At 72.0% G+C, this 19,616-nt stretch carries 15 protein-coding genes; 4 read left to right on the top strand and 11 right to left on the bottom strand.

Features of this window, described 5'->3' with window-relative positions:
• Positions 1-46 precede the first annotated feature (46 nt).
• A complete protein-coding gene (locus OG302_RS37540; RefSeq protein WP_371530874.1) occupies positions 47-2,056 on the top strand; it encodes an N-acetylmuramoyl-L-alanine amidase in 2,010 nt (669 codons plus the stop codon).
• 70 nt (positions 2,057-2,126) lie between these two features.
• On the opposite strand, the gene OG302_RS37535 is transcribed toward OG302_RS37540, so the two are convergent.
• The 3 genes from OG302_RS37535 to OG302_RS37525 form a co-directional block, all read right to left on the bottom strand.
• Positions 2,127-4,481 (bottom strand): glycoside hydrolase N-terminal domain-containing protein, encoded by a 2,355-nt coding sequence (locus OG302_RS37535; RefSeq protein WP_371530873.1) that lies wholly within the window; start codon positions 4,479-4,481, stop codon positions 2,127-2,129.
• Between the two features lie 148 nt (positions 4,482-4,629).
• Complete coding sequence (locus OG302_RS37530; RefSeq protein WP_361839959.1) at positions 4,630-5,130, bottom strand: hypothetical protein; 501 nt, start codon at positions 5,128-5,130, stop codon at positions 4,630-4,632.
• A 95-nt stretch (positions 5,131-5,225) separates the two neighbouring features.
• On the bottom strand, positions 5,226-8,117 hold the full coding sequence (locus tag OG302_RS37525) for an AAA family ATPase (protein ID WP_371530872.1): 2,892 nt from the start codon (positions 8,115-8,117) through the stop codon (positions 5,226-5,228).
• A gap of 172 nt (positions 8,118-8,289) precedes the next feature.
• Between OG302_RS37525 and OG302_RS37520 the strand changes: the two genes are divergently transcribed.
• On the top strand, positions 8,290-9,021 hold the full coding sequence (locus OG302_RS37520) for a leucine-rich repeat domain-containing protein (protein WP_371530871.1): 732 nt from the start codon (positions 8,290-8,292) through the stop codon (positions 9,019-9,021).
• Between the two features lie 85 nt (positions 9,022-9,106).
• Here OG302_RS37520 and OG302_RS37515 read toward each other — a convergent pair whose 3' ends face one another.
• The 6 genes from OG302_RS37515 to OG302_RS37490 form a co-directional block, all read right to left on the bottom strand.
• Complete coding sequence (locus tag OG302_RS37515; RefSeq protein WP_371530870.1) at positions 9,107-10,021, bottom strand: universal stress protein; 915 nt, start codon at positions 10,019-10,021, stop codon at positions 9,107-9,109.
• A 181-nt stretch (positions 10,022-10,202) separates the two neighbouring features.
• Positions 10,203-10,466 (bottom strand): DUF397 domain-containing protein, encoded by a 264-nt coding sequence (locus OG302_RS37510; protein WP_361839971.1) that lies wholly within the window; start codon positions 10,464-10,466, stop codon positions 10,203-10,205.
• Positions 10,467-10,573: 107 nt separating this feature from the next.
• A complete protein-coding gene (locus OG302_RS37505; RefSeq protein ID WP_371750352.1) occupies positions 10,574-11,740 on the bottom strand; it encodes a thiolase domain-containing protein in 1,167 nt (388 codons plus the stop codon).
• A 20-nt stretch (positions 11,741-11,760) separates the two neighbouring features.
• The gene (locus OG302_RS37500) at positions 11,761-12,849 is read right to left on the bottom strand and encodes a thiolase domain-containing protein (protein WP_371530869.1); all 1,089 of its coding nucleotides are present in this window, start codon (positions 12,847-12,849) and stop codon (positions 11,761-11,763) included.
• Positions 12,850-13,809, bottom strand: coding sequence for a Zn-ribbon domain-containing OB-fold protein (locus OG302_RS37495; RefSeq protein WP_371530868.1), 960 nt, complete (start codon positions 13,807-13,809; stop codon positions 12,850-12,852). It lies immediately after the preceding gene.
• A 120-nt stretch (positions 13,810-13,929) separates the two neighbouring features.
• Entirely contained in the window at positions 13,930-14,730 is an 801-nt protein-coding gene (locus OG302_RS37490; protein WP_371530867.1) for a crotonase/enoyl-CoA hydratase family protein, read from the bottom strand.
• Between the two features lie 176 nt (positions 14,731-14,906).
• On the opposite strand from OG302_RS37490, the gene OG302_RS37485 reads away from it, so the two are divergent.
• Positions 14,907-16,520 (top strand): acyl-CoA synthetase, encoded by a 1,614-nt coding sequence (locus tag OG302_RS37485; protein ID WP_371530866.1) that lies wholly within the window; start codon positions 14,907-14,909, stop codon positions 16,518-16,520.
• A 63-nt stretch (positions 16,521-16,583) separates the two neighbouring features.
• Here OG302_RS37485 and aroQ read toward each other — a convergent pair whose 3' ends face one another.
• Together aroQ and OG302_RS37475 are read right to left on the bottom strand one after the other, a co-directional pair.
• On the bottom strand, positions 16,584-17,279 hold the full coding sequence (aroQ, locus tag OG302_RS37480; protein ID WP_371530865.1) for a gamma subclass chorismate mutase AroQ: 696 nt from the start codon (positions 17,277-17,279) through the stop codon (positions 16,584-16,586).
• 25 nt (positions 17,280-17,304) lie between these two features.
• Positions 17,305-18,150, bottom strand: coding sequence for an alpha/beta fold hydrolase (locus tag OG302_RS37475; protein WP_371530864.1), 846 nt, complete (start codon positions 18,148-18,150; stop codon positions 17,305-17,307).
• A gap of 175 nt (positions 18,151-18,325) precedes the next feature.
• Here OG302_RS37475 and paaK point away from each other — a divergent pair, with 175 nt between their 5' ends.
• Positions 18,326-19,612, top strand: coding sequence for a phenylacetate--CoA ligase PaaK (gene paaK, locus OG302_RS37470; protein ID WP_371530863.1), 1,287 nt, complete (start codon positions 18,326-18,328; stop codon positions 19,610-19,612).
• Positions 19,613-19,616 lie beyond the last annotated feature (4 nt).

The raw sequence follows: 19,616 nt of genomic DNA, 5'->3' as shown, positions 1-19,616 counted from the left end.
CCGGCCCCGCACGCCCCATCACGCTTCACCGTCCCAGGAGGCTGCATTGCGAGGATCCGCCACCGCCCGCACCCCTGCCGCGCACAGACGCGCCGTCAGGACCGCGGGCGCACTTGTCTCCGCCGGTCTGCTGCTTCCGCTGCTCGGTGCCGCCCCGTCCGCCTCGTCGCAGGGTGCTCCCGCCCGGGCGTCGTCGGACTCGCTGCAGGGCGCCTTCGCCGCCGCGGCCGCCGAATACCGCGTACCGCAGAGCGTGCTGCTCGGAGTGTCCTATCTGCAGTCCCGCTGGGACGCGCACGGCGGCGCGCCGAGCGTGACCGGCGGGTACGGCCCGATGCACCTCACCGACGCGCGCACCGCCGTCGCCGGCGCCCCGCACCACAGCGAGGGCGCGGAGGATCCGCGCGGCGACGACTCGCGGGGCGTCCTCAAGCCGAAGGAGTTCACGGCCAAGGTGCCCGAGAACTCCCAACTGCCTGCCCGGCTCAAGACGTTGCCCCGCGCCGCCGAGCTCAGCGGGCAGTCCGCCGAGCGGCTGCGCACGGACCCGGCCGCGAACGTACGCGGCGGCGCGGCTCTGCTCGCCGCCGCGCAGAAGAAGCTCGGCAAGCCGCTGAGCGACGACCCTGCCGACTGGTACGGCGCGATCGCCCGCTTCTCCGGAGCCGACGACCAGGCCACCGCGGCGACGTACGCCAATGACGTCTTCGCCGTCATCCACGACGGGCAGGAGCGCACCACGGACTCCGGGCAGCACGTGACGCTCCCGGCGGTCGGCGGACTGAAACCGGATGCCGCGCAGGTGCGGGGCATGGGGCTGCGTAAGGCGCCGAAGGGCGAGACGGAGTGCCCCTCGACCGTGTCGTGCGAGTGGATCCCGGCGCCGTACGAGGAGTTCAAGGACCCGAACGGCAACGACGACTACGGCAACCACGACCTGGGGAACCGGCCCAAGAGCCAGAGCATCGACACGATCGTCATCCATGACACCGAGGGCCGCTGGGAAGGCGTCCTGAACCTGGTGCAGGACCCGACGTACGTCTCCTGGCAGTACACCCTGCGCTCCACCGACGGGCACATCGCCCAGCACGTGAAGGCCAAGGACGTCGCCTGGCACGCGGGCAACTGGTACGTGAACTCCAAGTCGATCGGCCTGGAGCACGAGGGCTTCCTGACGGCGCCGGACACCTGGTACACGGAGGCGATGTACCGCTCGTCGGCGCGTCTGGTGAAGTACCTGGCCAAGAAGTACGGCATCCCGCTGGACCGCCAGCACATCATCGGCCACGACAACGTCCCGGGCACGCTGCCCTCGACGATCGCGGGCATGCACACCGACCCCGGCCCGTACTGGGACTGGCAGCACTACTTCACGCTGATGGGCAAGCCGTTCAAGCGCACGGCGGGTCCGAGCGGCGGTCTGGTGACGGTGGCGCCCGACTACGCCAAGAACCGGCCGGTGTACACGGGTTGCGTCAAGGCGGGCGACACGTGCCCGTCGCACGGTTCCGCGGCCGTACGCGTCCACACCGAGCCGCGTGACGACGCGCCGCTCATCAAGGACATCGGGCTGCGCCCCGGCGGCGGCGACTCGACGACCGGCGTGAACGACACCGGCGCGCGCCTGTCCACCGGCCAGCAGTACGCGGTCGCCGACCGGCAGGGCGACTGGACCGCCGTCTGGTACCTGGGCCAGAAGGCCTGGTTCAAGAACCCGAAGGAGCAGCCGACCGCCGTCGACGCGAAGGGGCTCGTGGTGACGCCGAAGGGCGACGCCACGGAGGTCCCGGTGTACGGACGCGCCTACCCGGAGAAGGAGGCGTACCCGGCGGGCGTCCCGGTGCAGGCGGTCACGCCGCTGCCGTACAAGCTGCTCGCGGGGCAGAAGTACGCGGTCGGCGACAAGGTGCCGGGCGAGTACTTCTACGCGCCGACGTTCGACACGGCACCGCACAAGGTGGTGCGCGGCAAGGACGTGTACTACGAGGTCCAGTTCGGGCACCGCGTGGCGTACGTACGGGCGGCCGACGTGCAGGTGGCGCGCTCGGGTTCCTAGAGCAGTCGAGGTCGGTCGGGGCCGGGTCCGCGTGAGGGCGGGCCCGGCCCCGACGTAGGAGGGCGTCGGCTCAGTCGAAGACGTACCGCTGTCCTGCCCGCGCCTTGAAGGTCTTCTCGCCGCCCTTCAACAGGCTGCTGCGCACGGTGAGTTCGCGGGTGCGCGTGGCGGTGAGCACGATGCGCGTGGCCCGTCCGCCCGACCACTCGACGTCGAGGCGGGCGCCGCCGCGTGCGCGCAGGCCGCGCACCGAGCCCTCGGGCCAGCTCGCGGGCAGTGCGGGCAGTACCTCGATGACGTCGAACTGGCTCTGCAGGAGCATCTCCACGATGCCCGACGTCGCGCCGAAGTTGCCGTCGATCTGGAACGGCGGGTGGGTGTCCCAGAGGTTCGGCAGCGTCGAGGACTTGAGCTGCTCGCCGAGCATCTTGTGCGCGTGGTCGCCGTCTCGCAGGCGTGCCCAGAAGTTGACCTTCCACGCCTTGGACCAGCCCGTGCCGCCGTCGCCGCGCGCGGTGAGGGAGACCTTCGCCGCGTCGGCCCACTCGCTGCCCGGCCGGATCTGGCGTCCGGGGTGCAGGGCGTAGAGGTGGGAGACGTGCCGGTGGTCGTCGGTCCTGGAGTCCAGGTCGGCCTTCCACTCCTGGAGCTGTCCCCAGGAGCCGACGCGCAGGCCCGGGTCGAGCTTGCCGAGGGTCTTCTCCAGCTCGGCGCGGAAGGCCGCCGAGTCACCGAGCACGCGGGCGGCTTCCAGGGTGTTGGTGAGCAGGTCGTGGACGATCTGCTGGGCCATGGAGTCGCCCGCGGTGAAGTCGCCGTGCTCGGGCGAGTAGCTGGGGGTGACGACGAGGGTGCCGTCGCGAGGGTCGGTGCGGAGGTTGTCGAGCCAGAACTCGGCGGCCTCCTTCATCGCGGGATAGGCGGTGGTGCGGAGGTACTCCGTGGAGCCGCCGAAGCGGTAGTGCTCGTAGAGCTGCGCGGTGAGCCACGCGGCGGCCTCGGGGAACCAGAAGGCAGTGGACCAGTCGTGGACACCGGTGAAGCCGTAGGGGTTGGTCTCGTTGTGCACGACCCAGCCCCGTGAGCCGAACATCTCCTTCGCCGTACGCCGCCCCGGCGCGCGCAGTGCCTCGACGAAGCGGTCGTAGGGGGCGGTGGTCTCGGCGAGGTTGGCGGCCTCGGCGAGCCAGTAGTTCATCTGGAGGTTGATGTTGGTGTGGTAGTCGGCCGACCAGGGCGGGGTCGTGCTGTTGTTCCACACTCCCTGGAGGTTCGCGGGCAGCGAGCCGGGCCGGGACGAGGCGATGAGGAGGTAGCGCCCGTACTGGAAGAAGAGGGCTTCGAGGGCGCGGTCGGCCGGGCTCGCCCCTGCCCCGTATCCCTTGAGCAGCTCGTCGGTGGGGACGTCGGCCGGGGTGGTCTGGCCGAGGTCGAGGGCGACGCGCTCGAACAGGTCGCCGTGGTCGCGCAGATGGCGTGCGCGCAGCGCGGCGTGTCCGCGGGCGACGGCCTGGTCGACGGTGCGGGTGACGCGTGCGTGCGGGTCGTCGCCGCGGTAGTCGGGGTAGGTGTCGGCGTAGTCGGTTCCCGCGGCGAGCGCGAACCAGACGTGGTCGGCTCCGGTGACGGTGATGCTGCCGTCCGCGTTCGCCGTGCGCGTGCCGCCTTGGTGGGCCACGCGCAGCTGGGCCTCGAACGTGAGGCCGTTGTCGGCGAGTTCACCGCGTACGGCGATCCGGTCGCCGTCGGCCTTCACGGTGAAGTCGGCGCGGGGTGAGGTGTGGCGCACGGTGCAGGTGACACTCGCGGGGCGGTCGGCGCCGAGCCGCCCGACGAGCACGCCGTCGGGGTGGGAGGCGAAGAACTCCCGCTCGTGGCGCACCTTTTGGTGGGTGTACGTCACGGTCGCGAGGCCCGTGCGGAGATCGAGGGCACGGCGGTACGTGGCGTCGGGCGCGGCCGGGGCGCCCGGGATGTCGAGGTGCAGATCGCCGAAGGTCTGGTGGGCGCCGTAGCCGCGGCGGGACTGGCCGAGGCCGGCCGCGACCGCGTCGGGGGTGAGGGCGCCCTTCTCGTCCAGCTCCTTGCGCACCGCGTCGAGGGCGTCGGGGCGGGGCTCGCGCCAGTTGCCGAAGTCGTAGCCCTCGCGGGAGCCGGGGCCGCCGGTCCACAGGGTCTTCTCGTTGAACTGGAGCCGCTCCGAGGCGAGGGTGCCGAAGATCATGGCGCCGAGGGCCCCATTGCCGATGGGGAGGGCCTCGCGCTCCCAGTCCGCGGCGGGCTTCGCATACCAGAGCAGCGATTCATCGGAGGTGTCACGTCGCTTATGTCCTCCGCCATCCCCTCCGTCGACTGCGGACGCGGTGCCGGCGAGCACGCCTCCACCCGATGCCAGGACGGCCGCTCCGCCTACGGCGGACTTCATCGTGGTTCTTCGCGAGATCCCGGGAGTCATGACCGGTCACGTTAAAAGTCCGATGACTGGCCTGGCAAGGCGCATGACAAAACCCACCCCTTCAGCAGATGGTCCGGCAGAAGGGGTGGATGCGTGGCCTGCGGTGGTGCCGGGTGTGTCAGCCCTGCTGGAAGAGCTCCGCGGGCAGCGGCTTCAGAAGGGCGTACAGATCGTCGGTGATCGGCCGGTCCCAGGCGGCGATGGTGACGAGGACGCCGTCGCTGCGGTCGAACTGCACGCAGGAGATGCGGGTTTCGGAGAGCTTGAGGCGGCGCACGATGAGGAGGTTGTCGCCCTGCATCACCGGCATGTCCTCGGTGCTGACGACGGTGACCTCCTCGTCGTTCTCCAGCGCCTGCAGCAGCTGGGCCACCTCGAAGGGCACCTCGTCGTCAGCCGTCTCGCGCGCCGGGGAACCCTCGGGCAGATTGCCGATGATCATCGCGGGGCCGCGCCCGCCGAACAGGTCGTAGCGCAGGAAGACGCCCTGGCAGCTGCCGTCGGGGGCGGGGAGCAGGCCCGCGCCGAGGTTGCCGGGCCAGTCACCCGGGTCCATGGCAAGGACATCGAAGTCCGGGCCGGCGGGAGTGGCGGCGCTGCGGCGGCGGAGGAAGGACATGCGCCAATGGTACGTGTCCCGCGGTGCTTGTCGGCGCGGGGGCGGCGCCGGTCCGCGCGGGGCGGCCGACGGGTGGACGGGTGTTCAGGGCGAGGTCAGCGGGGGTGGTGGAGCGCGAGCGCGGCGGCAAGACCGGAGTGGTCCGTTCCCACTTTCCGGTAGACGGCGGAGAGCAGCCGGACGACGGCCGGCTCGTCGGTGTGCATCTCCTCGGCGATGCGGGCGGCGGACGCGCCGCGGACGGAGAGCGTCGCGGCGGTGCGCTCGCGCGCGGTGAGCGTGTCCGTCTCGGTGCCGTGCAGCAGCCGGGGGCGCAGGCCGGCCGCCGCCAGCTCGTCACGGGCCTGCTCCACCAGGCCGTCGGCTCCGCACTGGACGGCCGCCTCCAGCCCGCGGTAGAGCGGGTCGGCGGCGTCCTTGGGGCGGCCGGAGCGGCGCAGTTCGGCGCCAAGACGGACCAGCGCGCAGGCGAGTTCGTACGCCGCGGGCGATCGCTCCAGGTGGCTGACGGATTCCTCCAGGAGCTTGATGCGCGCGGAGCCCGATGCGACGTCGGCGGTGATCCTCAGCGCCTGCCCGACCGCCGACGCGGTGGCGAACCTGCGGGCCCGGCGGACCGCTTCGTACGCGGTGGCGAGCGCGCGCCCGGGGGCGTCGTCGGCCTCGGCGAGCGCGAGGTGGAGCTGCCAGGGGCACCAGGCGGGGTTGCGCATGCCGCGCGGGTCGAGGCGGCGGCCCGCAGCGGCGAGTTCGGCAGCCGCGTCCCGGGTGAGGCCGCGGGCGAGGAGCAGTTCGCCGTGCACGGCCTGGGCGTCGGGGAAGACGACGGCCGCCGGGAAGGGCTCCCCGAAGCCGTACTCCTCGGCGGTCCGGGTGGCCTCGGCGACGCGGCCACGGGCCAGCAGGATCTCGATGAGGATGCCGACGGCGTACCAGTGGGCAGGCGTTCCCGAGCCCACCCGCTCGGCGATCCGCAGCCCCGCGCGCACGAAGTCCTCGGCTTCGGCGAGGCGCCCGCGGCGGAAGCGTACGTACCCGAGAAGCGTGTACGCGAACGACAGGTGGGCGCCGCGCCAGCCCTGCCGCTCGAAGTCGGCGATCCCGGCCGCGAAGAGTTCCTCGGCCCGCCCCGGCCGGTCGGCGTACAGGAAGGTGAGCGCGACCAGGACGGGGACCTCGAAGCCCCGCCCCTCCTCGGCCCAGCCGAGCCCGCCGACCAGGGCGCGCTCGGCGTTGCGGACGGCGGTCTGGGCGGGTTCGGCGCGCAGCGTCGCGTCCCAGGCGCGGAGCCCGATGATGTACCGCTCGGTGAGATCGCGGCCGGGCAGCCGGTCGGCGAGGCGGGCCAGGCGCCGGGAACGGGCGGGCGAGTCGGGTTCGTCGGCGCGGAAGGCGTCCCACATGAACTGCTCGGCGTGCATCCGGATGCGCACCCGCGGATCGCTGGTGAGGCGGATCTCGCGGGCGAGGGCGTCGGAGGCCTCTTCGAGCCGGTCGGTGTGGGCGAGGACCTGGGAGAGGCGGTAGACGATGCCGTGCCGCAGGACGGGGTCGGTGATGGGCTCTTCGAGCGCGGCGCGCAGGTGGTTGACGGTCGTGGCCGGTTCGGTCAGGAGGGACGCGCAGCCGAGTTCGTAGAGGACCGCGGCGCGGTCCTCCCAGGGCGGGGGTTCGCGCAGGGCGCGGGCGAGATAGCGGCGGGCCGCGTCGGGGGCGCCCGCGCGGACGGTCTCGCGGGCGGCGGCGCGCAGCTGCTGCACGACCCAGGTGTCGCCGTCGGGGTGGACCTCGAGGAGGTGGCGTGCGGCGGCGGAAGCGCCGAGCCCCGCGTTGATCACGGACCATGCGGCCTGCCCGTGCAGGGCGACGCGCACGCCGCCGGGGATGGCGCGGTAGACGGCGGTGGCGATCAGCGGGTGCACGAACTCCAGGGTGTCGGCGCCGGTCAGGACCCGGGCGCGGCGCAGGCGGTCGGCGCAGTCGGCGGACTCCCGCTCGCCGATGCCCGCGACGGCCGCGGCGAGGCCCGGGGAGATCGAGGTGCCCAGGACGGCGCAGGCCCAGGCGAACCGGACGGTGGAGGTGCCGAGCCGCTCCAGGCGGGCGACGAGGCCGTTGCCCTTCACGGCGGCGGCGAGATCGCGCAGCAGATGCGCACCGGCCTCGTCGGGGGTCAGCCCGCGGTCGCGCACCTTCGCGGTCAGTTCCACGGCCTCGAACGGGTTGCCCGCGGTGACCGCCCAGCATTCGCGGCAGAACGCGTCGTCGGCGCGGGCGCCGAGCGTGTCCCGTACGAGACGGGCGACCGCGGTGGCGCTGAGCGGTTCGAGTCCGATGGGCCGCTGCCCGGCACGTCCGGGCAGGCCTCTGAACTCCTCGGCATGGGCGGGAAGTTCCTCGGGCCGGTAGGCGACGACGAGCAGCAGCGGGAGGGATTCCGCGCGGGGCGCGAAGGCGGTGAGCCAGCTCAGTGATTCGGCGTCGGCCCAGTGCGCGTCGTCGACCATGACCACCAACGGAGCGCGCTGCACGGCGAGATGGGTGAGCACCCAGTCGAGCCCGTCCCGCAGCCCCTGCGGGTCTGGGGGCGCGTCGTCCGGCGCCGCGCAGAGCCCGAGGGCGGGGCCGACGATGGCGTACCAGCTGCCGAGGACGTCCCGCAGCTCCGCGTCGGGGACGGAGGCGAGCAGCGGCTGCACCAGCTGCCGGGCGACGTGGAAGGCGACCCGCTGCTCCTGGTCGCCGCCGCGGGCCGGCGCCACGGTGCAGCCCTTGGCGACGGCGCGGCGCCGCGCCTCGGCGAGCAGGGAGGTCTTGCCGAGACCCGCACGGCCCGCGAAGGCGATGAGCGCGCCCCGGGACCGGTCCGGGGGCTCCGACCCGTCTTGCGACAGACCGCACAGCTCGGTCAACGCCTCCTCGACCGACGCGAGTTCGCTCTCTCGCTCGAAGAGGATCCGCCTTCCGTGGGTGACGTGATGCACCATGGGACACCCTCCGCCACGGTGATGCGCCGGGCGCCTCCCGCGGCGCGTGTCTTGGCCTTCAGGCACTTCAGATTACGCCCGCGGGGCCCGCCCGGAGCCGATTCGGCAACAGCGGTGAAAAAAGGGGGCATGGTCATCCCACGGCCACCCGCTCCGGACGAAGGGACCTCACGTGACGGTCGGTACCGAGAACGTACTCAACTACTGGCACGGCGGCCTGAGCGAGGTTCCCGACGCGGTGTGGCACCACCCGTCCCTGGAGGTCCTGCTCCTGCCCGACAACGCGCTCACGCGGCTCCCCGCGCGGATCGGCACCCTGGCCTCGCTGCACACGCTGGACCTGGGCCACAACCACCTGACGGAGCTCCCGCCGGAGCTCGGGGACCTGACGTCCCTGAGCCGCTTCCTCTACGTCCACGACAACCGCCTCACGTCGCTGCCGGACTCCCTGGGCAACCTGAAGCGGCTGGCGTACCTCAATGTGGGCGAGAACCGGCTGACGGCGCTTCCGGACACCCTGGGCTCACTCGACGCCCTGGTGGAACTGCGCGCCCAGCGCAACCACCTGACCTCGCTCCCTTCCTCGCTCGGCGCCCTGACCGCGCTGCGCGAACTGTGGCTGCGCGGGAACCGCCTCACCTCGCTCCCCACCTCGCTCCACGGCCTCGCCGACCTGCGCGAACTGGAGCTGCGCGAGAACGAGTTCGCGACGGTGCCGGAGGCCCTGCGTGGCCTGCCCCGCCTGCGGAGACTCGATCTGCGGGCGAACCGCCTGCGGGAGCTCCCGCCGTGGATCGGCGACCTGCCCGCGCTGGAGAAGCTCGACCTGCGCTGGAACGAGGTCGCCGTGCCGGATGAGCTGCTGCGGAGGCTGGAGGGGCGGGGGTGTGTGGTGCTGCGGTGAGGCAGGGCGGCCGGGCGGTACGTGCGGGGTTGCCGGGCCGGCGCGTGCAGGGCGGCCGGACAGACCTGTGTGCTCGGCGGTTTCTCTACCGGGGCTCCGGCGGCACCACGGCCACCGCGCCCTGCGCGTGCAGCAGCACGGCGTTGGTCACCGATCCCATCAGCCTCCCCAGCGGCTTCCGGTGCTGGTGCCTCCCCACCACCACGAGCTCCGCCTCCCGCGACGCCTCCACCAGGATCCCCGCCGCGTCCCCCGGCAGGACCTCCCTCTCGACGCGCACCTTCGGATACCGCTCCTGGAAGGGCGCGAGCTGCTCGCCCGCCAGCTCCGTGTACTGCGCCGCGGTCGCCGCGTCCGCCTCCGCCGAAGTCACGAAGTCACCGGTGGCCGTGTAGACGAGGACGGGCCCGGGATAGGCGCAGACGACCCGGAGCGCCGCGCCCCGCAGCGCCGCTTCCGCGAAGGCGAAGCCGATCGTGTCGTCGTGCGGGGAGAGCGCGTCGAGCCCGAGCACCACGCGCGGCCCGGCCCCCGGCGTGAGCCCTTCGTCCGGCCGCACCACGACTACGGGGCACGCCGCGTCCCGCGCGCACGCAAGGCCGTTCGAGCCGAGCAGCAGACTGGTGAATCCGCCGCGCCCGCGCGATCCGAGTACCAGCAACCGCGCCCCGTCGCCGAGCCGCGGGATGTCCCTCCCGGCGGTGCCCTCCACGACCTCGACGGTCAGTGGCGGCAGGTCCGTCCGTCCCTCCAGGGCAGCCCGCACCCGGTCGACGACCGGGTCGGCGTCCGATCGGTGATCGATGGTCGGCATGTACGGACCGTCGGCCAGCGGCATCGCGTACTGCCGCACGTGCACGACGCGCAGCGGCGCGTTCCGCAGCCGCGCGGCGGTCAGTGCCCATTCCAGGGCGTGGTCGCTGCCTGCCGACCCGTCGACGGCCACGACAACAGGTCCATCGACGGCGGCAACGGCTTCAACGGGCGCTTCGTCACTCATGGCTTCCTCGTCTCCGGCACTGGGCCAAGGTCGACCGGCTCCGCTCCCGGTCCCGGCCTCGTCCAGGAGGCGGGCCGGGGGCAGAGTCCAAAGTCACCAGGTCAGCACGGCGGAAGCCGCGAGCGGCCGCGACAGCCGGAGGCGGGGTCCACAACGCCCCGCACGGCCTACGTCGGACGGCCTACGTCAGATCGAACTCCCCCGCACGCGCGCCGTGCACGAACGCGCCCCACTCCGCCGGAGTGAAGATGAGGGACGGACTCTCGGGACGGCCCGCGTTGCGCATCGCGATGAAACCCTCGACAAAGGCGATCTCCACATCACCCCGCCCGTCGCTGCTCGATTGCCAGTCCGCTGTGCTGAGGTCGAGCTCCGGCTTGTCCCAGCCCGCGAGCGGGCGCTGCTGACCTGCGAGCGGATGCTGCTGAATGGTGCTTTCGGCCACGTCCGTGCTCCTCCCGATGCGTCGTCCGCCCGCCAGCCTAGCTTTCGGTTCCGGTGCCGGACAGGCCGCGGAAGGAGGACGACCGCCCGTCCGGCCCGGCACGCCCGTCACGTCGTGGGCTGCTCCGCGCCGACCAGCCACATGGAGAAGAACTGCGAGCCGCCTCCGTAGGCGTGTCCGAGCGCCCTGCGGGCCCCGTCGATCTGGTGCTCGCCGGCCTGGCCGCGCACCTGAAGTGCCGCTTCGGCGAAGCGGATCATGCCCGAGGCGCCGATGGGATTGGTGGACAGGACACCGCCCGACATGTTGACGGGCAGATCGCCGTCCAGCTCCGTCACGCCCGACTCGGTGAGCTTCCAGCCCTCGCCCTCCTCGGCGAAGCCCAGGTTCTCCAGCCACATCGGCTCGTACCAGGAGAACGGCACGTACATCTCCACGGCGTCGATCTCGCGCCGCGGGTCCGTGACCCCCGCCTGCCGGTAGACGTCGGCCGCGCAGTCCTTGCCCGCCTGCGGCGAGACGAAGTCCTTGCCCGCGTGCAGGGTCGGCTCGCTGCGCATCGCGCCGCCGTGCATCCAGGCGGGCGGCCGGGGCGAACGGGCCGCGCCCGCACGGTCGGTGAGGATCATCGCGCAGGCCCCGTCGGATGACGGGCAGGTCTCGGAGTAGCGGATCGGGTCCCAGAGCATCGGCGATGCCTGGACCTTCTCCAGGGTGATGTCGTGCTCGTGCAGGTGCGCGTAGGGGTTCTTCAGGGCGTTGCGGCGGTCCTTGTAGGCGACGAGCGAGCCGACCGTGTCGGGGGCGCCGGTGCGCCGCATGTAGGCGCGCACGTGCGGGGCGAAGAAGCCGCCCGCGCCCGCGAGGAGAGGCTGCTGGAAGGGGACGGGCAGGGAGAGCCCCCACATCGCGTTGGATTCCGACTGCTTTTCGAAGGCGAGGGTCAGTACGGTGCCGTGGACGCGGCCCGCGATCAGATTCGCGGCGACCAGCGCCGTGGAGCCGCCGACGGAGCCCGCCGTGTGGACGCGCAGCATCGGCTTGCCCACGGCGCCGAGCGCGTCGGCGAGGTACAGCTCGGGCATCATGACGCCCTCGAAGAAGTCCGGCGCCTTGCCGATGACCACGGCGTCGATGTCGGCCCACGTCAACTCGGCGTCCGTGAGAGCCTGTTGGGCCGCCTCCCGGACGAGCCCCGCGATCGAAACGTCCTGCCGGGCGGCGACGTGCTTGGTCTGGCCGATTCCGACGACGGCCACGGGCTCCTTGTTCACCCCACCGCTCACCCCACTCATCACGACTCTCCTTCGAGGACGGCGACCAGGTTCTGCTGGAGGCAGGGGCCGGATGTGGCGTGCGCGAGGGCGCGGTCCGACTCGCCCCGGTGGATGCGGGCCGCGGCCTCGCCGAGCCGGATCAGACCGGCGGCCATGACGGGGTTCGCGGCAAGGGCGCCCCCGGACGGGTTCACGGAGACGTCGTCACCCAGCTTCAGTGCCTTGCGCAGGACGATCTCCTGGGAGGTGAACGGCGCGTGCAGCTCGGCGGTGTCCACGGGCCGTTCGAAGGCACCGGCCCGTTCGGCGGCCAGGCGGCTGGAGGGCGAGTCGGTGAGGTCGCGCACGCCGAGGCTGTGTGCCTCGATGCGGTGGTCGATGCCCCGGATCCACGCGGGCCGCTCGCACAGCTCACGGGCCCGGTCCCCCGCCGCGAGGATGACGGCGGCGGCACCGTCCCCGATGGGCGGGCAGTCGCCGGCGCGCAGGGGGCGTACGACGTAGTCACCCTGCGGCACCGAACCGCTCAGCTGGGCATGGGAGTTGGCGGCGGCGTCCCCGCGGCTGCGTGCGGCGACCCCGGCGAGTGCGGGCTCATCGGCGTCCCCGGCGTCGATGAGGGCCTGCGCCTGGAGGGCGGCGAGGGCGACCGAGTCCGGCCAGAGGGGCGCCACGTAGTACGGGTCGAGCTGCCGGGTCAGTACGTCACGCACCGATCCCGGGGACGACTTGCCGTAGGAGTACACGAGCGCGGTGTCGGCGTCGCCGGTGAGGAGCTTGGTCCACGCCTCGTACAGCGCCCAGGCCCCGTCCATCTCGACGTGCGACTCGGAGATCGGCGGCCAGGCTCCCACCCCGTCCAGCGCCATGGTGAAGGAGAAGGCGCGGCCCGCGAGATAGTCCGACGAGCCCGAGCACGTGAAGCCGATGTCGCTGGTCTTCAGGCCGGTCGAGGCGAGGACCTGGTGCAGGACCGGCATGAGCATCTCCACCTCGGAGAGCTCGTCGGTGGAGCGCAGATGGTCGGTCTGCCCGAAGGCCACGATGGCGATGTCCCGGACGGACCGCATCACCGACGGCTTCGCGGACGTCTTCGCGGGCGGCATCTACACCAGCTCCTTGTACGTGTCGTAGTCGGCGTCCGGCTCACCCGTGGGCCGGTAGTGGTCGGGGAAGCGGGCACCCTCGGTCCACACCGGCTCGACGCGAAGACCCATCCGCACCTGGTCGTAGGGGATGCCCGCGATGCGGGCGTGCAGGGCGAGGTCGGCGCCGTCGAGGGCGATGTGCGCGTACACGTAGGGCACTTCGATGTCGAGGTTCTTCGCCTTGATGTTGACGATGCAGTACGTGGTGACGGTGCCGCGGGGGCCGACTTCGACCCGGTCGGTCGTGGCGACGCCGCAGGTGGGGCAGGCGCCGCGGGGCGGGACGTAGACCTTGTGGCAGGAGGGGCAGCGCTCGCCGACGGTCCGCTGCTCGGAGAGGGCATTGATGTAGGCGGTCTGCGCGCGGCCGGGCGCGTAGGTGTAGTCGAGGCGCGCGGGGGCGACGATGCCGGTGACGGGGTCACTGAACTCCCCCTCGTGCGGGGCGGCTTCGCCGCCTTCCGGCCCTTCGTACGCCTCGAAGCAGGCGATGTCGGTGATGGCGCCGGTGCGCTCGGCGGCCCAGCGGATGCGGACCCGCATGCCGGTCCTGACCTCTTCGGGGCCCGGCGCGTCCAGGGCGTGCAGCAGGGCGGTGTCGGCGCCGTCGAGCTTCACCAGGACCCAGGCGAAGGGCCGGTCCAGGGGCTGCCCCCTGCGGGGTTCATGGTTCCAGGCCCAGGTGGCGACGGTGCCGGTGGCGGAGACCTCGACCAGGTCACGTATCTCGTCGGCGGTCACGGGGTCGTACTCGACGGGCGGGACGAGCGTGCGTCCGTCGGTGGTCCTGACCCCGAGCACGGTGCGCTCGCGCAGCCCGGTCAGAAAGGCGCTCTGCACGGGCCCGAGGGACCGGGTGAACGGAAACTCGACCACGAGAGGCGCACGCAGCACTTCGGGTGAGGGGGCGGATGCCATGAGCAGAACTCCGTTTCTAGGCGATTGGAGCGCCCCGAAGGGGCGCGGGGCTGTATCGATGTGCGGCTCCGCCGCGCGGGCGCGACCAGCCACAACGGCCCCGCAGGCAAAAGAGGAGACCTATGCGCGCCGGAACACCGGGGGCCGTTTCTCCGCAAAGGCTCTGGAGCCCTCCTTCGCGTCAGCGGTGTCAAAGATCGGCCACCCCCTCTTCAACTCCGCCGCCAGGCCGTCCGTCTCGGACATCTCGGCGGCCTCGTACACGGATGCCTTGACCGCCTCGACGGCGAGCGGCCCGCACGCGTTGATCTGCCCGGCGATGGCGAGGGCCTTCTCCAGGGCAGTGCCGTCCGGCACGACATGGCCGATGAGGCCCACGTCCGCGGCCTCCCGTGCCGAGTAGGGGCGCCCGGTGAGCAGCATCTCCAGGGCGTGTGTACGGGGAATCTGGCGCGGGAGGCGCACGGTCGAGCCGCCGATGGGGAACAGGCCGCGCTTTACCTCGAAGAGGCCGAACGTCGCGGACTCGCCCGCGACGCGGATGTCCGTGCCCTGGAGGATCTCCGTGCCGCCCGCGACGCAGTACCCCTCGACGGCGGCGATGACGGGTTTGCGGGGGCGGTGGTGGCGCAGCATCGCCTTCCAGTGCAGATCGGGGTCGGCCTTCATCCGGTCCCGGTACTGATCGCCGTCCATGCCCTTGCCCGCGAGGGCCTTGAGGTCCATGCCCGCGCAGAACGCTCCGCCCGCTCCGGTGAGCACGACGGAACGGATCTCGTCGTCCGCGTCGGCGGCGACCCATCCGTCGTAGAGGCCCACCAGCATCGGCAGCGACAGCGCGTTCTTCGCCTCCGGCCGGTTGAGCGTGAGTATCAGTGTGGCGCCTTCGCGCTGCACAGCGAGATGTTCCGTCCCACCCATGGCCGTCCTCCTTCTTGCCGTCGGCTTCGGACCTGGAACAGGTTGCAGTAGGCGGGGAGCCAGTTCAATAGTTTTCTGACAGTCAGTCAGATTTCTTGAACGAGGGCCCTTCCCACTTGTGGGTGCCTCTGCTCTGATGACCGCCAGAAGAGATGACGCCGGGGTCAGGAGGAGCGGTGGAGTACAACCTTGCCGACCTGTTCGAGTCGGTCGTCGACGTGGTCCCCGACCGCGAGGCGCTCGTGTACATCGATCACCCGGGCACCGGGGCGGAACGCAGGCTGACGTACGCCGAGCTCGACCGGGCCGCCAACCGCCTCGCGCACCACCTGATCGACAGCGGTCTGAAGCCCGGCGAGCATCTGGGGCTCCATCTCTACAACGGCGTCGAGTACCTCCAGACCGTCCTTGCCTGCCTCAAGGCACGCCTCGTGCCGGTCAACGTCAACTACCGCTACGTGGAGGAGGAGTTGGTCTACCTCTACCGCGACGCGGATCTCGCCGCGCTCGTCTTCGACGCGGAGTTCACCGAGCGGGTCGCGGCGGCGCTGCCGCGCACGGAGAAGCTGCGGCATCTGGTGCGGGTGGGGACCCCGCCTGCCGACGCGCCCGCGCTCGACGTGGTGGCCTTCGCCGACGCCGAGGCGGCGGGTTCGCCCGAGCGCGGGTTCGCGGCGCGTTCGGCCGACGACCTGTTCATCATCTACACCGGCGGCACCACCGGCATGCCCAAGGGGGTGATGTGGCGCCAGGAGGACCTGTTCTTCGCCGGGCTCTTCGGCGGTGAGCCCGCGGGTGAGCCGGTGAAGCGGCCCGAGGAGCTGGCGGAGCGCGTCGCTGCGGGCGGCCCCGGCCTCACGTTCTTCCCCGCTCCCCCGCTGATGCACGGCACGTCGACGCTGACGTCGTTCATCGCCTTCAACTACGGCCAGCGGGTGGCCATCCACCGCAAGTACGTTCCCGAGGAACTGCTGCGCACGATAGAGCGCGAGAAGGTCTCCAGCGTGTCGCTGGTGGGCGACGCGATGCTCAGGCCGCTCATCGACGCCCTGCACGGACCGCTCAAGGGCACCGACCTGTCGTCGCTGTTCAGCGTCTCCTCGTCCGGGGCGATCATGTCGGAGACGGTGCGCGCCCAGTTCCAGGAACTGGCCCCGAACGTCCTGCTCCTGAACAACTTCGGCTCGTCCGAGTCCGGTTCCAACGGCAAGGCGACGGACGACTCTGGCCCGGAGAAGGGTTTCCGCCTGGAGGTCAACGAGCGCACCCAGGTGGTGGACCTGGTCACGCACGAGCCGGTCCCGGTGGGCGAGCCGGGCCGCCTGGCCCAGCGCGGCCATGTGCCGCTCGGCTACTACAACGACCCGGCGAAGACCGCCGAGACCTTCTTCCAGAAGGGCGAGGAGCGCTGGGTCCTGCTCGGCGACATGGCCACCGTCGACGAAGAGGGCATCGTCACCGTCCTCGGCCGGGGCTCGCAGTGCATCAACACCGGGGGCGAAAAGGTGTATCCGGAGGAGGTCGAGCAGGCACTGAAGTCCCATCCGGACGTGTACGACGCGCTGGTCGCCGGAGTCCCCGACGAACGCTGGGGCAACCGCGTCGCCGCCGTCGTCCAACTCCGCGACGGGGCTGACCCGTTGGACCTGGAGGCGGTCCAGACCCACTGCCGCACCCGCCTGGCCGGCTACAAGATCCCCCGCGCGGTGGTCTTCACACCCCAGATCCAGCGCTCCCCGAGCGGCAAGGCGGACTACCGGTGGGCGAAGGCGGTGGCGGCGGGCGGCTAGCGCTACGGGGCAATCGGGTGGGTGGGAAAGGATTCGTCGCGAAGCGGCGGGGCAGAGAGGCCGTCAGTCCGCGCAGACCGACCGAAGCGCCCGTCCCAGGGCCACCGTGTGCAGCACGTCAAGCTGCCGCTCACCACGCACCCGTACGCCCGCCAGAACCACGAACCCACGGCAAGACGGCATGGACCGCGCCGACGGCGAGGCGGCGATCCCCCGCACCAGCTCCCCGTTCACCCGGTTGATCTCCTTGCGGACCTCCGCGAGATCGGGCCGCTCCGACGGCGCCTGCGAAGGGTCCGCGTCCCAGCGCCGGTGCAACTCCCGCTGGACCACCTTGTTGGCCTCGATCTGGTCCCGGAAGATCCGCACGGTCGCCTCGGGATCGGCACCCAGCTCCCGCGCCTGCCGCGCGACGTCGTCGAGCACCTGCTTCTCGCGGGCCGGGTCGTCGATGGGGCTGTCCGTGCCGTACTTCGCGGCGGCGACGAGATCGGCGGTGGCCAGGCGCCGGGCAGCGAGATCGGCCAGGGTGTGGAGCCGCGCGTACGCCCCCGCGTGGGCGACCGACGAGGCGGCGACCGGCTGCCGGGCCGGGGCGGCGGCGGCCACCCCGCTCCCGGCCACCCCGCTCCCGGCCAGCAGAGCCGCCGTCACGGCACCGGCGGCGAGCAGACGGCCCGCGGAGGACGAGGCAAGACGCACGGCGATTCCCCTGGTGGTCGGCTGCTCGGGCGGCGACAGCGAAGCGCCGCGGGCCATCGTACGATCACCCGTCGGCCACGCCCTAGTCCTGCGCGAGGAACCCCGCCACCCGCCGCGCGAACCACTCCGGGTCGTCCAGCCACGGGAAGTGCCCGCCGCCGGGCTGCACTTGACGTACACCGCGCGGGAAGAACCCGGCGAACTCCGCCGCGTGAGCGGGGTTGGGGGCACCGTCGTACTCCCCCGCGAGGACGAGCACCGGCGCGGTCAGCTCGGCCAGTGCCGCGCGCGTGACGGGCGGGTCGAAGGCGCCGTCGCCGTAGAACAGGGCGGCAGCCTCGGCGTTCTTCTCCCGCGCGCTCGCCGCCTGGTGCGCCCGCGCCGCGGCGTCCCAGCGCCCGTAGGCGAGGGGGACGATCGCGTCCCACACCTCGGCGGGGTTACGTCCGGCCGCGATCTCCTTCAGCGCGGCCTCGGCCGCCGGGTACCAGGGCTCTCCCCGGTGCGCCGACGCGGCGTCGAGGTGGTCCCGGGCGCCCAGGGTGAGGCCGAGCGACTGGGTGGCCGGGGTGACCAGGACGAGGCGGCGGATCCGCTTCGGGTGGCGCGCCGCGTACAGCGTGGCGATATTGCCGGCCGCCGAATGGCCGAGCAGGTCCACCTGGTCGAGACCCAGGTGCTCGCGCAGCGCCTCGACATCCTCCACGAGCCGGTCGCAGCGGTACGTCGCCGGGTCGGCCGGCACCGCGGAATCGCCCGTACCGCGCAGGTCGAGCAGGACCAGGCGGCGGTGCGCCGTCAGGCCGCCGAGATCGCCGAAGTAGGCGGACGCGCGCATGGGACCGCCCGGCACACAGAGCAGCGGCTCGCCGTCCCCCTTCTCGTGGTAAGCGAGCTCGGTCCCGTCGTATGCGGTGAATGTCGGCATGGGGTGATCATCACATCTCACGCCGCACCCGGACAATGCCGTTCGGCCGCAGCGCCCCAGCTCAAGGCGGCACTGTGCGATCTCTTGACGGCCGCCCCCGGGGCTGGATTACTGACCTTGACGGAAGATCGACGACCGAATGATCGGTCGCCCGTTTGGGACGGGAGAACGGCATATGACGGCCATGCTTGACGCGGCGGAACGCCTCGGACGCGAGGAGCTCGAGGCCCTGCAACTGGAGCGCCTCCAGGACACCTTGCTGCACGCGTACGAGAACGTGCCCTTCTACCGGGCGGCCTTCGACAAGGCGGGCCTGCACCCCGACGACTGCCGCGCACTCTCCGATCTGGCCCGCTTCCCGCTGACGGCCAAGTCCGACCTGCGGGACAACTACCCCTTCGGGATGTTCGCGGTCGAACAGTCCGAGGTGCGGCGCCTGCACGCGTCCAGCGGCACCACGGGGCGGCCCACGGTCGTCGGCTACACCGAGCAGGACCTGTCGATGTGGGCGGACGTCGTCGCCCGCTCGATCCGCGCGGCGGGCGGCCGTCCCGGACACAAGGTCCATGTGGCGTACGGCTACGGCCTGTTCACCGGCGGCCTCGGCGCGCACTACGGCGCGGAGCGGCTCGGCTGCACGGTGATCCCCGCGTCCGGCGGCATGACGGCGCGCCAGGTCCAGCTGATCCAGGACTTCCGCCCCGAGATCATCATGGTCACCCCCTCGTACATGCTCACGCTCCTGGAGGAGTTCGAGCGGCAGGGCGTCGACCCGCGCACGACGTCCCTCAAGGTCGGCATCTTCGGCGCGGAGCCGTGGACGGAGGAGATGCGCCGCGAGATCGAGGAGCGGTTCGCGATCGACGCGGTCGACATATACGGGCTCTCCGAGGTGATCGGCCCCGGTGTCGCCCAGGAGTGCGTGGAGACCAAGGACGGCCTGCACATCTGGGAGGACCACTTCTATCCGGAGGTGGTGGATCCGATCACCGGCGAGGTGCTTCCGGACGGCGAGCGCGGCGAGCTGGTCTTCACGTCGCTCACCAAGGAGGCCATGCCTGTCATCCGCTACCGCACCCGCGACCTGACCCGGCTCCTGCCCGGCACCGCACGCGTCTTCCGCCGGATGGAGAAGATCACGGGCCGGTCGGACGACATGGTGATCCTGCGCGGCGTGAACCTCTTCCCCACACAGGTGGAGGAGATCGTCCTGCGGACACCGGGCGTCGCCCCGTACTTCCAGCTGCGCCTGACCCGCGAGGGCCGCATGGACGCGCTGACGGTGCGGGCCGAGTCCCGCGCGGACACGACTCCCGAGCGGCGCGAGGCGGCGGCACGGGAGATCGCGTCGGCGGTGAAGGACGGCATCGGCGTCTCGGTGGCGGTCGAGATCGTCGATCCGGAGACGATCGAGCGGTCGGTGGGCAAGTTCAAGCGGATCGTGGACCTGCGCGACAAGTAGTGCC

This window comes from Streptomyces sp. NBC_01283 (genome assembly GCF_041435335.1).
Taxonomy (GTDB): Bacteria; Actinomycetota; Actinomycetes; order Streptomycetales; family Streptomycetaceae; genus Streptomyces.
Note: the sequence above shows the minus strand (reverse complement) of the source record. Positions and strands in the feature narration are given on the sequence as shown.